Source organism: Microcoleus sp. AT3-A2 (assembly GCF_036705685.1).
In the GTDB taxonomy this organism is placed as follows: domain Bacteria; phylum Cyanobacteriota; class Cyanobacteriia; order Cyanobacteriales; family Microcoleaceae; genus Microcoleus.
In genome coordinates this window covers 1-14697 of sequence record NZ_JAUBVF010000063.1, presented here as the reverse complement: position 1 = coordinate 14697, position 14697 = coordinate 1, and the positions used below count along the sequence as shown (strand labels likewise).

Sequence of the window (14697 nt, the reverse complement as noted above, 5' to 3'; positions counted from 1 at the left end):
ATTTTAGGAAAGTATTAGAATATATGGAAACTCACATCAAGCAATTCTAGTGTCCTCACCTTGGTTTCTTGCCACGGGCTCAACCTGAGAGCCGAGATTTTGGGTTAAGAAAGCGAGTTTCTCAGGTATTATCGAGAATAGTGCTCTGGGCGTGAGTGGAAACAGACTACCATGTTGCTAAGTTTAGCTGTGGTGGGAATCTCCAGGTCGGAAAAAAGATGAGCTATTGCCTCAATCCCCATTGCCAAAAGCCGCAGAATGCTGACTCAAGCAATTTTTGTTTGGCGTGCGGCTCTAAATTGCTACTGAAAGAGCGTTACCGCGCCATTCAACCTATCGGTGAAGGAACATTTGGCAGAACTTTTTTAGCTGTCGATGAAGATAGGTTGAAAACTCCCTGCGCCATCAAACAATTTTTCCCCCAAGTGCAAGAAAAAGCCGAATTAGAAAAGGCAACTGCACTGTTCAAACAAGAAGCTCACCGACTGCACGAACTCGGAGAGCACCCGCAGATTCCAAGCTTGCTGGCTTCTTTTGAACAAGCCAAACGTCTGTATCTTGTGGAAGAGTTAATCGAGGGAAATAATTTGTTTCAGGAGTTGCACCAGCGGGGAGCTTTTAGCGAGGAACAGATTTGGGAATTGTTGATCAATTTGCTGCCTGTTTTGCAATTTGTTCACGAGCAGCAGGTGATTCATCGGGATATTAAGCCGGAAAATATTGTGCGGAGAACTCCCCAAACCTTGTGGGCGGCGGCGGGATACAGCACCTCAACTCCTGGTAAAGGAAAAGGAGGGGCAAATTTACCTCAATCTTCTGCTGGTATGAAAGGGCTAATTGTTGCTGAATCTCCGGCTGTACAGGGGAAGGCGATGGGGGGTCAGTTTGTGCTCGTAGATTTTGGAGTTGCTAAGCACATTACCGGCCTTTCTGAGGCGCAAACTGGAACGATAACTGGAACTGCTGGCTATGCGCCCATCGAACAAATTCGCAGTGGCAAGGCGTATCCGGCGAGCGACCTTTACAGTTTGGGCGTTACCTGTATTCACCTGCTAACTGGGGCAGTATTGAAGGATTTGTTCGATGCTTTGGAATGCAAATGGATTTGGCGATCGCACTTGGCGCAAAAAGGCATAAAAGTCAGCCCAAAATTAGCAAATATTTTGAATAAATTGCTCAAAGATTCGGTACGAGAGCGATATCAATCCGCTGCTGAAGTGTTGCAAGACTTGGTAAATATTGGGCAATATCCCCGCTCTCAAATCAGTTATAATTCGCCCACAAAAATAGCTATTAATTCGCCAGTAACTAACTCGCAGCCCAATAAGGCAACCGCCGTCTCCGCCGCGCCGCCCCCCAAGATTCATGTTGCGCCCTCCGCTGGCAATCCGACATTATTGTCGTCTAATAACTGGCGGTGCGATCGCATTCTCCACGGTCATTCAGCCTCGGTTAATGCTGTTGTTATTAATCCTCAAGGCAATATTCTCGCTAGCGCCAGCGATGATAAAACAATTAAGCTGTGGGATCTGCAAACAGGTGAATTCATCCATACTTTTTTCGGCCATTCCGCAACGGTTGATGCTGTGGCAATCAGCCCAGACGGGAGAATGCTAGTTAGTGGCAGTTTTGACAGAAAAGTCATTGAGTGGAAGCTGGATAAAAAGGCGATGATTCGCGAATTTTACAGCGATTTTGGTTCGCCGTACAGTCATCGCTACGGCTCCGTGTACTCGGTGGCTTTTAGTTGCGACTCTGGAGCGATCGCGAGTGCCAGCGGCGACAAGAGTATTAAATTGTGGAACCAGCGCAACGGAGCATTGGTTCAAAAGCTTTCGGGACATTCTGACAAGGTTTTATCTGTGAGTTTTCGCCCTCAAAGTATGATGCTTGCCAGCGGCAGTGCTGACACAACTATCAAGATGTGGCTGGTAGGTATTGAGGAGAGTGTACGGACTTTTGTCGGTCATTCAGATTGGGTTTATGCGATCGCATTTAGTCAAGATGGCAAGATGATTGTCAGTGGAAGTGCCGATGCTACTGTTAAATTGTGGAATGCCGATACAGGGGAATTGATTAATACTTTGAGGGGGCATTCTGATGCGGTGATTTCGGTGGCGATTAGTCCCGATCGCGAAACGATGGCTAGTGGCAGTCGAGACGGTACGGTTAAACTCTGGAACCTGGAAACAGGAGAATGTTTGTGCAGTCTTGCTGGGTGCAATCCGGTGGCTTTTAGCCCTGACGGTCAAACTTTAGTCACCGGTGGGGATGGCGGCGAAGTGTTAGTTTGGCGGGCGCCTGTTTAGTTGGGCTAGATAAGTGACATACTTGTGAAGGCGATCGGTGTCAGTGTCAATTAAACGACTGGCCCAAGAATGTACATTAAGTTGCGATCGCATTTCTCGAAATACCACAGCCTCCCCGCGATTGTCTAGAGGAAAAACCCAAGCATCAAATCCAGCCGACTTGAGACGGCTAACAGTTCCCTCGCCATCTTGCACCCACAATTGAGGGCTAATCCGAAGCGGTTGACAGGAATATTCACCGACAACAATTCCCCCCACAGAAACGCTAGCATCTTCTCCACGATTGGAAAGTTCTTGCAAAATAGCTTTGAGGGAATTGAGTTTTTTCCCGTCTTGTACTTGCTGCGGTGTCAGCTTGACAATGACCATTTCTAAAACTTCCACAGGTTTTGTCAATCGTACAATGTTGACTGTTTCCCCCGGCCAAGAGTTGTTTATGTCCGATTCCGCCCTCTCGATTTCCTCTGTAACCTGTACTGTTTCCACCGGCTTGGCCGTGTCTACAATTATCTGAATTTCCTCCCCATCTTTCTCGATTTTTCCACTAATCTGTAAGATAGCATTCTCTACAATGTAAGGTTTCACTTGTTCGTAAGCCTTGGGGAACACCACAGCTTTTATTTGATGTGTCAAATCTTCTAACTGCAAAATTGCCATCGCATCGCCTTTTTTAGTCACTACCATTTTGATAGCGCTGAGCATGACAATAACTGATACTTTCCCCTTTTTATCTGCTAACTGTTCGAGAGTCACCACATCGGGGTCTTCGTTTACTTGCATGAGAAACTTTAGGGGATGTTCTGACACATAAAAGCCAAGCAGTTCTTTTTCTAAACGCAATTTCTCCTGTTTGTCATAATCTGGTACTAATTTAGATTTTGGCGCCGACTCATAGGTATTGACTGACTTGCCAAAGCTATTCGCGCCTAACAAGTCAAAAAGATTACCTTGGCCGCTTTCTCTGTCTCTTTTGCGGTCTTGCGCCCATTTCATCACCCCTTCGAGGTCGTTTACTAATTGATGACGGTTGGGGTCAATTTTATCAAAAGCACCGCATTGAATTAATGCTTCTAAAGCGCGGCGGTTGACAGAATGGAGATTTACGCGATCGCACAAATCAGCCAACGATTTAAACTTACCCTCTTCCTGCCGGGCCGCCAAAATATTTTCAATTGCCGATTCTCCCACATTTTTAACAGCAGAAATTCCAAACAAAATTTTATCTTTTGCAGAGCCAGTCATCTGTTTCGGCATCGGTGTAAAAGTAAGTTCCGAGCTATTAACATCGGGCGGCTCAACCTCAATACCCAGCTTGAGACAATTGGCAATATATTTCTGTACTTTATCCTGATCGCCCCTGTTAGCAGTCAGCAGTGCAGCCATGTATTCTAGAGGATAATTCGCCTTTAAATAGGCCGTTTGATAGGTAATATAGGCATAGGCCATTGAATGGGATTTATTAAAGCAGTTAGATGCCACCAAACTATTTTCTAGGATAAAGTTATGTTCTCGTTCAACGCCTATGTCATAGACTTCTTGAGTTCCTATTGATTTTCGACTAATAATTTTTACCATGTTTGTAACTCCTGAGAATAGCCTCTATTTTAGTTTTCTTTCGTTGCAATCCCAATCGGGGATATTGATACACAAAGTCATAGAATGCTTGTATATTTTTTCGACTAAAGATTCTCCAATAATAAACTTTTTTTAATTTATGCTCTTGTACAGAACCCATCCCTAGGTGCATTGCTAGTTCGCGGGCAAATTCCCAGGAACCAACAATGCAAACTAAACCGCCACTTCTACCTTTGTTTGCATAAGCACAACCGTCACCGTCAAAATAGCCTAACACATAAGACCCTAAATATTTTAAGTTAGGGAAATAGGTAACTTCCGAAAAAGTTCTTCCTGTTATGATGCCGTAGCCCTGTAAAGAGCTTGCCAGCTTTTCAGAAGAAAAATTTATTCGGTAGTGAGGAGCATAATTTTGAGGCTGAATAACTCTAATTTCACCAGAGTATTGTAGCTCTATGCTGAGCATTTCTGTAAGCTCTTTGTCAATAGATTCAAAAGCTACATAATTAGTTTGAGTAACGCAGCCATCAGCAGCTATCAATCCTAATAAATAAGCTTTAGCTTGAGAGTCAATTACATCAAAATAGCTCTCATTTAAAGTATAGCGGTTTCGCCGCTTAGTATTAATGTCGGCTTCTTTTAAAACCCTTGAAACTGCTCTTTCGCTCACACCAAGGTAGTTAGGAATGTCTCGACACTCCATGCCCTGATTAAAAGCAGAAATGATTTGTTCCTTGTGTTCCGATTTTAGCTGCCTATAGTCGAGATACATTTTATATATCTGAGCTAGAGTTGATTTGTTTTAAGTCTAATCCTTGTTCAAAGATTTCGTCAATGGGCAGCATTTGACCGCCAACAGTCATAAACTTGTGATCTTTTGTGGCGCGAATTATCGAGCCATCTTCCAGGCAATACTCAAAGACCTCCTGCTGCCCCCGGCGATGCCACTGTGCAATTGACTGTGTATAAATATAACCGTTGCTATCAACACTATAAACAGTACATTCAATTTTTTCCTCAACAATTTTGCCAATAGCCATCGGCCCATATTCCACTGTCAATATCTTCGTATCATAGCTCAAGCAATATTCCGCGAATTGCAGCATCTGCGCGAACAGTTTATCAGCAATTCTTTGGCTAACTCCATTCTTAGTTGCGCCGTCGATAAACGTTTCTTTTTGCTTCTGCATTTCATCAGCTTTCTTCTTGCCCATTGCGCGCCGCAGCAAGTCAGCTTGTCCCAAAGAATAGCCCGCCAAATCTTGAGCCATCCGCATAATTTGCTCTTGAAAGCAAAGTGTTCCGTAAGTCTCTTTTAAAATAGGCTCTAATAACGGATGATCGTACTCAACTGTTTTACCGTGCTTGCAGTCAATAAATTGAGGAATCAAACCTGCATCCAGCGGGCCAGGTCGGTAAAGTGCCAAAATAGAAGAAATATCATCCAGACAGGAAGGTTTGAGTTTTTTCACTACATCCAGCATTCCAGAGGATTCTAACTGAAAAATACCTTCTAAATCTCCTCTTTCTAAAAGTCTATAAGTTTTATCTACATCATCCGGTAACTTTTTGATTCGGCCAAAAGTCTCTTGAGCTCTGCGCTCTATATCAGAAGGTAGCATTTCTGGATCGACAATTAGATTTTGGGTTTGCTTAATATAATCAACAGTTTTCTGGAGCGTTGTTAAATTTTTTAATCCCAAAAAGTCCATTTTCAGCAGCCCCAAAAATTCCAAATCTTCCATGAAATATTGGGTAATCACAGCACCCTCATTATTCTTTTGCAGCGGTACAAGTTCATCCAACGGCTCTGAAGAAATTACCACACCTGCCGCGTGAACCCCATAGGTTTTGTTGGTTCCTTCAATGCGAATTGCCATGTCAATCCACTGACGAACGGGGACTTCGGTACCAGTTTCTGCATTTATGCAAATTGTATTTTCATAGTTGTCTTTAAATTCCTGTGCAGGCGTTTCATTGGAAATCATCACTTTAAGTTTTTCCGGTTTTCCCCTGGACACGGGAATTAGTTTTGCCATTTCGTCGGCTTTTTTGTAGGGAATACCTAACACCCTCCCAACATCTTTCAATACAGCTTTTGATGTCATTCTGTTGAAAGTAATAATTTGCGCTACGCGCTCGCTACCATATTTTTCCGTAACGTATTTAATCATGTCGTCCCGCCTTTCTATGCAGAAATCGCTATCAATATCTGGCATAGATTTCCGCTCTGGATTGAGAAATCGCTCGAATAGTAGTCCGTGGTGTACGGGGTCTATATTGGTGATTTTGAGGACGTAGGCAACTAGAGAACCTGCGGCAGAACCGCGTCCTGGCCCTACTGGAATATCATTGTCTCTAGCATATTTTATGTAGTCCCAAACTACTAAAAAATATTCCGAAAAGCCCATCTGCTGAAGCATTTTCAGTTCGTATTCTAGTCTTTGTTTGTAGACAGGGGGGATTTCATTTCTGGTGCGGGCTTTGAGGCGTTCTAAGAGTCCCAGCCAGGATATTTCTTCTACATAAGTATCGGCTGTATGTTCTGGGGGAATTGGAATTGTGGGAATTCGAGCTTCTCCTGTGAGCTCGTATCTTGATACTTTATTTGCGACCTCTAAAGTGGTTTCGATCGCCTCTTTGATTGTTTCATCATCCAAATGGTCTCGAAACAGTTGCGCCATCTCCTCTGCGGACTTAAGATATTCAGTACCGCTGTAGCGCATCCGCTTGTCTTCTTCAATCAGTTTGTTGGTGTTAATGCACAGTAAAGCATCGTGTGCTTCTACGTCGTTGCAGGAAATATAGTGCGAATCATTGGTGGCAATTATTTTAATCTTGAGTTCGCGGGCAATTTTGACGATTTCAACATTAACAATCCGGTCTTCCGGGGAACCGTGGTCTTGAATTTCTATATAGTAATCTTCCCCAAATACTTCTTTATACCATGAGGCTACTTCACGGGCAGTATCTAGCTTATTTTGCAGAATCATTTGGGGAACTTCGCCACCCAAACAAGCACTGGTAACAATTAAACCTTCTGAGTATTGTTTTAGCAGTTCTTTGTTGATGCAAGGTCTAGCAAAAATACCTCTTTCTGGCATTCCCTTTAAGTGGGAAATTGTGGTTAGCTTGACGAGGTTTTTATAACCTTGGGTATTTTTAGCTAAAACAACTTGATGGTATTTTCTTCTACCTCGAACTTTTACTTCAATGTCGCCGTTGACGACATACATTTCATTGCCAATAATCGGCTTGATATTTTTATTTCGGCAAACTTTGATTAGCTCGATCGCCCCGTACATCACCCCGTGGTCTGTAAGGGCGATCGCGGGCATCCCCAATTCCACCGCCCGTTCTGCGAGCTGTTGTAGCTGAGACGCCCCGTCTAGCAAGCTATAATCGCTGTGAATGTGCAAACCAACGAAGGACATAGGGATTTAAAATATAAGATTTGAGAATTTAGATTTTACACCATAGGCGTGTCAAAAGGTAAAATAAAAAACAAAGCTTTATATCACTCTTGAGCTGGTTTGTGCTGGGGGTCTGATGTCGCAGCGCATCAGTTCGCCTCCGCCGTATTTGTTAACCATTATCAATTGTTGAGTTACGATTTCAAAGTTATGCGTTAAAATATTGAGTGCTATAGTTAAGCATTTGCTGTGATTTTTAAAGAAAAAAAAAAGGTAATTAAATGCTGCACAATTATCAACTAGCTCTCGCAGAAATTCCATCACTTGCTCAAACTATTGGGGAGCACTTTAGCAGTTTGCCTCAAGTTGTAGCCGTCGTTTTAGCAGGTTCTCGAACAACTATAGTTACTGATGAGTCGTCAGATTTTGATTTTTACGTGTATGTTGAAGAGGATATTCCTGTTGACATACGCGAGGCGATAGCGAGACAATTTTCCGATCGCATCGCAATCAACAATCAATTTTGGGAACCCGGGGACGAGTGGATAGATATTAACACTGGCTGCGGTATAGATATTATGTACCGCAAGCCCGAATGGATCGAAGAAGAACTCGATCGCATCCTGCTCAAACATCAAGCATCAGTAGGTTATTCAACCTGTTTTTGGTGGAACATTCTCACCTCAGTATCATTGTATGACATAGACGGTTGGTTTCAGCAATTTCAAGTCAATGTCGATCGACCTTATCCAGAACAACTCCGTCAAGCCATAATTGCCAAAAATTATCCGATTTTGCGCCACCAGATTTTTTCATTTCGCCACCAGCTAGAATCCGCTGTTTTGCGCCGCGATTTAGTAAGTATTATCCATCGAACAGCAGCTTTTTTAGGCAGTTATTTTGATATTGTTTTTGCTGTTAATTCTATCCCTCATCCGGGCGAAAAACGTCTCGTAGAAAGGGCCACAGCTTTGTGTTCAAAATTGCCGGAAGATTTGGAGAGCCAGATTCACAGTCTAACTAATTGTGTTTCGTTACCTGCGGGCGATCGCCAAATTTTACATTGTCTTGATGGACTGGTTGACAGTCTCGATCACTTGTTGATTGAGGCAGGTTTAATTGCTACTAATTCTGTGGCGTTGCAATTCTGAAAGATTGGTGAATTAGATTTTTTTACGAACACAGGCGGGACGCCTGTTCCACAAATACAGGGCGGACTCCTGTGCTAGAAATACAGGCGGGACTCCTGTGCTACAAACCGATAACTTTCCTAAATATCGATCGAACTTTTACAAATTTGCTTGTTTCAAATAACCTTCCAAATCTTTAATCCGTTCTTGCGTCACTCTGGCCCTGCAATAACCGTAGGTAGAAGCAGCCAAAGAACCGCCTTCAAACTGTCCTTTTGCATAATCACAATTTTCATCTCGAAATTTGATCCAAGTACGCTGTGCCACAGTCAATCTCTGCTTTTGTCTACTGCTGATTTTTGCTTGCAGTTGCTGATAGACTTGATTGAGCTTTCTGTCGGCTGCCTCAAACTCTTGACTGGAACAGACATTCATCTCTAGTGTGGTTTGAGGATTTTTGCAGTTAGGCTGTTGGGCGACTTGTACGGGAATGTTGCTGGCTTTGCTGGGAAGCAAAAATCCGGCTGTCAACAAAAGCAAACTTGCCGCAAATTTTACGCAAATAGTGCTATTTTTCATTTCGTTTCTCCTTTTTTTAATCTTTAATTTTCTCGGCTGGTTGAGCCGATCGCCAAATCCACCAAGCTGCAGCCCACAAAGTAAAATTGCCGAAAAGAGTCATCGCCGCTTGCAGGGTAACGATCCATTCTAGGGCGGGAGAGTTGTCAAAATAGTGCCATGTACAGGCACACATAGCGCTGACAAGAGCGGGCAGCATTCCGGCGGAAAGGGCCCACCAAGCTCGGTTTTGAGTGACTTCGCCGTAAGTCCAAATTAACCAGATGGCGGCAATCCACTCGACGACGCTAGAGACGTGAATAATCCAGGTGGGAATTGACAAAGCGTGCATTTTTTGTATTGTGAACGAAGAAGATGAAAAATTTATTGATAACGAAGATGAAAGATTTATCTATCGGGACTTACGCAACTGTCATATTAAAGTATGATGCGTCATACAATTCTAGATTAGCGAGTTGAGATTTTATTAGATTTGCGATTTGAGCTGACTGATGACGTAAAGCCTTGAAGCTTGATCACAGTATCATTTTTTTGGGTAGTAATATTATCAAATTTCACATCTCAAAAAAATCTAAAATCCAAAATCTAAAATCTAAAATAGTTAGATTCCCCATCACAAACAAACAAAAGAGTAGAAATGCGAGCAATTTTGTGCGGCTATTACGGTAAAGGCAACGGCGGCGACGAGGCGCTGTTGGCATCGCTACTGCAAATGTTACCAGATGGCGTGACGCCGATCGTCCTGTCTGGCAATCCTGTCGAGACAAATCAGCGGTACGGGGTAGCTGCGCGCGATCGCATGAATGCCTTTCAAGTTCTCGAAGCACTCCGCACCTCCGACGCGCTAATCTGGGGCGGCGGCAGTTTAATCCAAGACGCAACTAGCCTAGCGAGCCCTTTCTATTATGGGGGTTTGATGGGATTAGCGCAGCGGATGGGCTTAAAAACTGTTGCCTGGGCCCAGGGAATAGGGCCTTTGAAGCGCGAAATGACTCGCAAGTTATCTCAGCGCTGTTTTGCTGGATGCACCGGCGTCAGCGTGCGGGATAAAGGTTCAGCTACTTTACTTGCAGATTGGAAAATTCCCTTTACTTTAGCGCCCGATCCCGTGTGGGCTTTGGAGAATTCCCCCGTGTCGGGTTTGTGGGATTTACCCGCGCCCAGAGTTGCTGTTTGTTTGCGTTCTCATCCTACACTAACTCCCGCTCGTTTGTCAATCTTAACTCAAGCTTTAGTTGACTTTCAAAAAGCAACTCGCACCTTGATTTTACTGCTGCCTTTTCAAGCGTCTCACGACTTAGAAATTGCCCAACATTTGCACGAAGCCCTGCCGAAAAGAAGCTGCATCCTCAGTTTAGACGACCCCAGAAAATTGAAAGGAGTATTCCGGGGAGTCGAAATGGCGATCGGGATGCGCTACCACAGTTTAATTATGGCAGCATCCGAAGAATGCCGCTGTTTTGCCCTCAGCTATGATCCCAAAGTCAGCCAGTTAATGGAAGAGCTAGAAATGCCGGGATACTTATTATCAGAATTGCCAGACGATCCTTATTTAATCAGCAAAACCTGGATGGAACACTATGCTAACGGCGACGCCTTATCACCAGACAGGATAAAATTTATAGTAGAGCGATCGCTCTTTCATCGCGAAGTATTGCGAGCCGCGCTCCAGTAATCTCATTCAGAGGTGAAATACAATGACAGTCAGTACAGCCGACTTAAAAATTACCTGGGAAAAATTGCCATACGACTTCATTTTAGACGAGGAACCAGTGGAAAATATCGACCAACCCTTGCTAGCCGCCGCCTTGCGAGAAATCTTAGAAATTGCAGGGCTAATAGTAGCAGGAATATTAGTTGCCCCAAACATGGGAATTTGTGCGACAGTAGACAGCAAGCTAGTTATAAAAGCTCCAGATTGGTTTTATGCCAGCAACGTACAACCGCTTGAGAGTCAAGAAATTCGCCGCAGTTATACTCCCAACTTAGAAGGAGACATTCCGGCGATCATCATGGAGTTCTTGTCAGCTACTCCCAACGATGAATATTCAATAAAACCAACGTATCCGCCGGGAAAATGGTTTTTTTACGAGCAAGTATTGCGAGTGCCAATCTATGCACTTTTTGAACCTGCCGCCGGAGTTCTCGAAGTCTATCAGTTGAATTCATCAGAAAGATATCAAGTACAGCAGCCGGATTCAAACAATCGTTATTGGATTGAAGGAGTTGGGTTATTTTTGGGTGTTTGGCAGGGAACCAAGGCCGAAAGAACCGGATATTGGTTGCGGTGGTGGGATAAGAGCGGAGAGATGTTATTGTGGGGAGCAGAAATGGTAGAAAGGGAACGGCAGGAAAAAGCAAATGTTCAACAGCGGGCCGAGCGACTAGCTGCACAATTAAGAGCAGCAGGCATCGAACCAGAAGCCTAATGCAATAATGAGCAATTTAAAGTTGTCCCTCTGCAATTTAAGATTGCTCATTAATTAAAAAGTATTGAACAACATCGAAAAAATCAATATTTATCTGCGTTAATCCACGTTCATCTGCCTTCATCAGCGGTTAAAAATTAAATTCAGGAGACAGCAAAATTGGCAAGAGTAAGAGTGCGGGAACACGTCAATCCCCTATCAATTAGATATCAAGCATCTGCAAGTCCCCCGGATTGGACAAAAATCTATGCCGACTTAAATTTACCGCTGCATTTAGATATCGGCTGCGGCAGAGGACGGTTTTTGTGGCACATGGCGCAAGTACAAACAGAGTGGAACTTTCTCGGATTAGAAATTCGGGAACCTCTGGTAGAGGAGGCGAATCTTTGGCGGGACGAAAAAGGCTTGACAAATTTGCACTATTTGTTTTGCAATGCGAATAGTTCCCTAAAGCCAATTTTAGAAACTTTACCCGCAGGTATTTTGCAGCGAGTTAGCATTCAGTTTCCCGATCCGTGGTTCAAGAAAAAGCACCACAAACGGCGGGTGGTGCAGCAGGAATTAGTCAACGAATTGGCAACTTATCTGGCAATTGGCGGCGAAGTGTTTATTCAGTCAGATATTGAAGAAGTAGAAAGGGAAATGTGCGATCGCTTTTCATCTCACCCTAGTTTAAAACGTCAAAATGGGGGCGAATGGTTAGCAGAAAATCCCCTACCTGTTGCTACTGAAAGAGAAATTGCTACTCTGAAACGGGGCGAACCAGTTTATCGAGCATTGTATCAAAAATAATGCTCGCTTTTGCAAACTCACCTTTGTAATAAACTTTATAACTTACATCTTGCACCTTTGTTAGGAACAGGCAAGATGCCTGTTCCACAAAACTTAATTTTCTTGTGGAACGGGCATCTTGCCCGTTAATAAAAGAATTATTTCTAACTTAAACCCAAGATTGTAGCCACATCCGAATTTGCCATTCCATTTGCGACAAAGGCAGTCCCAAATAGATAGGCATCCAGAAAATAAAAGCACCCAAAACCAGAAAAATAATTGTTACCCCCATCCCTCGGAGTCGAGTTTGAGGGCTGTGCAGCCACCTGTCAACCCACCAAGCAAGTGCTAAGGCTCCAAACACCGAACAGCCCATATAATGGTACAAAAATATGCAGCGAGTCACCTTCACCCAAGGCAGCAAATTAGCGGCCCAATTAACTATTAAATATAACGCCAGCCACATTTCAGCAGTCGGCGGAAACAAAATCGGCCGCTGCTGTTCCATCGTGTCAACAGAAGCCTCACTGCGCGTTTGCAGCCACACCAAAATCCGGTGAACTAAAACTCCTATTACTAGCAGTAAAGCTAAAGTTGACAGCCACCAAAGGAAGGGATTTCCCATTGCGTGAACGTCAAAAATTACCTCTGTTGCACCTTCAGGTAAAGGCGGCAAAACCGGATCTGGTTGTGCATTGTTGGTAGCTTTTCTGAAGAAGTAAACTATGGGGCGCAGCATCAAAGGCCAACTGTACCACGTGGAACAGTAAGGATGTACATCTGGGCCGCTTTTAATTCGCTGGTGATAAGTCAAAATCTCGGTTTGCATCTGCCAGAAATTGGGAGTTGGATTAAAGTGCAGGTGAGGAATCCAAGAGATGCTGTAAACTAGAATAGGAATAATAGCTAGACTCAAGCAGAGTTCTATAAAATTGAGTTTAGTCAGTTTTTGTACTGGACTTTCGGCAGGAATTAGACGTGAATCTACCTCGCGGCTTTGTTCTTCATTTCCTCTGTTACCCTGGATAAAACGAACTGCCCAAGCACAGATTAAAATTAGATAAGTACCGAAAAGAAACCACAATCCGTTCCATTTGATAGCCGCAGATGCGCCGAAACCTATTCCGGCGAGTACCAGCCAAAACCAGCGCTTTTTGCCTTCGGCTTCTACGGATTTTAAAATAAATAACTGACCTAAAATCCCAAATAAAACTAGATAAATGTTGTTGAGCGCGTAGCGAGACTCAACTAAAAACAAACCGTCGCAGGCGATAAATAAAGCAGCAAGAAAAACAAAGGTGCGGCGCGGAACTAGCTGATAAGCCAGGACTCCCACAACTAGGGGAATAAAGGAACCTGTAAGAGCATTCAGCCAGCGGTAATCCCAAGGGGAAAGCAGGGAACCAGCCATACTGTTGACGGCAGTTTTGCCGAAGGGAAGGTGAGTGCCGATCCAAATGCCGATCGCAATTATGTACTGGCTCAGAGGCGGGTGAGCGTTGAAAAAAGGAGTTTTTGTGAGATAGTTGTTGGCAAATTTAGCGTAATAAACCTCGTCAAATACTAAAGTGTTAAATCGCTCTAGTTCCCAAAAGCGCAGAGTTAAGGATAGGAGGAACACAGCGAACATTCCTAAGCAAAAAACTAAAGTAGATCTGTTGAATTGTTTTTTGTTGATTTTCATAAAACAGCAGTAAATAGTAAATGCTAGATGTGAGGGCGATCGCGAATTTAAAAATACTGAATTGAGAATAGCGTAAAAATTACAATTATGACTTTTAACCTTCGCGGAGGCAAATCCGATGCGGCCGATCGCCCTTGGAGGGTGCGGCCAGAGGCAGCGGCGGGATTGCACAATATGCCCCCGATGTAATCTGCACGCAGTTCGTCCAAGCGCACCTGACAAGCTGCGATCGACTATGATACCGGTTAACAAGGTCTTGTTTGAGCAGGTGTTTATGAATCTCAGGCTGTTGGTTTGGGGGCGTTGCGGACTCGCTGTAAGTGCTCTGATTTTGCAAGGAGTCCCGGCGGTAGCTGCACCCAGTGCGATTAAAATTAGTCAAGGGGTATCGCAGCAGGGAGGGGGAAATCCTGCGGCTGCTGCTGAAAAAGCTTTGAAAGAAGGGGCTCAACTTTACCAGCAGGGGACGGCGGAATCTTTAAGAAAAGCGATCGCCCAATATGAAGAAGCGTTAAAGCTGTTTCGGGCAACTGGTGATCGCGCTGGGGAAGCTGTCACCCTCAACAACATCGGCGAGGTGTACTCAGATTTGGGAGAAAAACAGAAAGCCCTAGAGTATTACAGCCAGTCGCTTCCACTGAAACGGGCTGTGGGCGATCGTTCAGGGGAAGCTGTCACCCTCACCAACATCGGCAGAGTCTACTCAGTTTTAGGAGAAAAACAGAAAGCCCTAGTACAGCTCGGCGTAAGTACACAGACTATATTTATGGTAGAATAACATAGTTAGCTGAGACCCGTTTAGGTGGG

12 protein-coding genes are annotated in these 14697 nt (G+C 44.0%); 6 read left to right on the top strand and 6 right to left on the bottom strand.

Annotation, left to right across the window (positions count from 1 at the left end; all coding sequences use genetic code 11):
- The first annotated feature begins 218 nt into the window (after nt 1–218).
- A complete protein-coding gene (locus QUB37_RS24460; RefSeq protein ID WP_333167113.1) occupies nt 219–2309 on the top strand; it encodes a protein kinase domain-containing protein in 2091 nt (696 codons plus the stop codon).
- On the opposite strand, the gene QUB37_RS24455 is transcribed toward QUB37_RS24460, so the two are convergent.
- Genes QUB37_RS24455 through QUB37_RS24445 form a run of 3 tightly spaced genes read right to left on the bottom strand, consistent with a single transcriptional unit; the run spans nt 2286 to nt 7318 of the window.
- Nucleotides 2286–3884 carry a helix-hairpin-helix domain-containing protein gene (locus QUB37_RS24455; RefSeq protein WP_333167111.1) on the bottom strand — a complete coding sequence of 533 codons (1599 nt, stop codon included), beginning with the start codon at nt 3882–3884 and terminating at the stop codon, nt 2286–2288. The two genes, QUB37_RS24460 and QUB37_RS24455, sit on opposite strands and share 24 nt — an antisense overlap.
- Nucleotides 3868–4656 (bottom strand): LAGLIDADG family homing endonuclease, encoded by a 789-nt coding sequence (locus tag QUB37_RS24450; RefSeq protein ID WP_333167109.1) that lies wholly within the window; start codon nt 4654–4656, stop codon nt 3868–3870. Before QUB37_RS24450 ends, QUB37_RS24455 begins: the two co-directional genes overlap by 17 nt.
- Nucleotide 4657: 1 nt before the next feature.
- The gene (locus QUB37_RS24445) at nt 4658–7318 is read right to left on the bottom strand and encodes a DNA polymerase III subunit alpha (RefSeq protein WP_333167108.1); all 2661 of its coding nucleotides are present in this window, start codon (nt 7316–7318) and stop codon (nt 4658–4660) included.
- 260 nt (nt 7319–7578) lie between these two features.
- Here QUB37_RS24445 and QUB37_RS24440 point away from each other — a divergent pair, with 260 nt between their 5' ends.
- Complete coding sequence (locus QUB37_RS24440; protein WP_333167106.1) at nt 7579–8448, top strand: DUF4037 domain-containing protein; 870 nt, start codon at nt 7579–7581, stop codon at nt 8446–8448.
- A gap of 138 nt (nt 8449–8586) precedes the next feature.
- Here QUB37_RS24440 and QUB37_RS24435 read toward each other — a convergent pair whose 3' ends face one another.
- Together QUB37_RS24435 and QUB37_RS24430 are read right to left on the bottom strand one after the other, a co-directional pair.
- Entirely contained in the window at nt 8587–9006 is a 420-nt protein-coding gene (locus tag QUB37_RS24435; RefSeq protein WP_333167104.1) for a lysozyme inhibitor LprI family protein, read from the bottom strand.
- Between the two features lie 16 nt (nt 9007–9022).
- The gene (locus tag QUB37_RS24430; protein ID WP_242715849.1) at nt 9023–9337 is read right to left on the bottom strand and encodes a DUF2499 domain-containing protein; all 315 of its coding nucleotides are present in this window, start codon (nt 9335–9337) and stop codon (nt 9023–9025) included.
- Between the two features lie 306 nt (nt 9338–9643).
- Here QUB37_RS24430 and csaB point away from each other — a divergent pair, with 306 nt between their 5' ends.
- The 3 genes from csaB (at nt 9644) to trmB (ending at nt 12227) form a co-directional block, all read left to right on the top strand.
- On the top strand, nt 9644–10681 hold the full coding sequence (gene csaB / locus QUB37_RS24425) for a polysaccharide pyruvyl transferase CsaB (protein WP_333167101.1): 1038 nt from the start codon (nt 9644–9646) through the stop codon (nt 10679–10681).
- 22 nt (nt 10682–10703) lie between these two features.
- A complete protein-coding gene (locus tag QUB37_RS24420) occupies nt 10704–11435 on the top strand; it encodes a Uma2 family endonuclease (RefSeq protein WP_333167099.1) in 732 nt (243 codons plus the stop codon).
- A gap of 159 nt (nt 11436–11594) precedes the next feature.
- Complete coding sequence (gene trmB, locus QUB37_RS24415; protein ID WP_333167097.1) at nt 11595–12227, top strand: tRNA (guanosine(46)-N7)-methyltransferase TrmB; 633 nt, start codon at nt 11595–11597, stop codon at nt 12225–12227.
- Nucleotides 12228–12375: 148 nt separating this feature from the next.
- On the opposite strand, the gene QUB37_RS24410 is transcribed toward trmB, so the two are convergent.
- Nucleotides 12376–13836, bottom strand: coding sequence for a dolichyl-phosphate-mannose--protein mannosyltransferase (locus tag QUB37_RS24410; protein WP_445300056.1), 1461 nt, complete (start codon nt 13834–13836; stop codon nt 12376–12378).
- 328 nt (nt 13837–14164) lie between these two features.
- Between QUB37_RS24410 and QUB37_RS24405 the strand changes: the two genes are divergently transcribed.
- Nucleotides 14165–14668, top strand: coding sequence for a tetratricopeptide repeat protein (locus QUB37_RS24405; protein WP_333167092.1), 504 nt, complete (start codon nt 14165–14167; stop codon nt 14666–14668).
- The last annotated feature ends 29 nt before the right edge of the window (nt 14669–14697 follow it).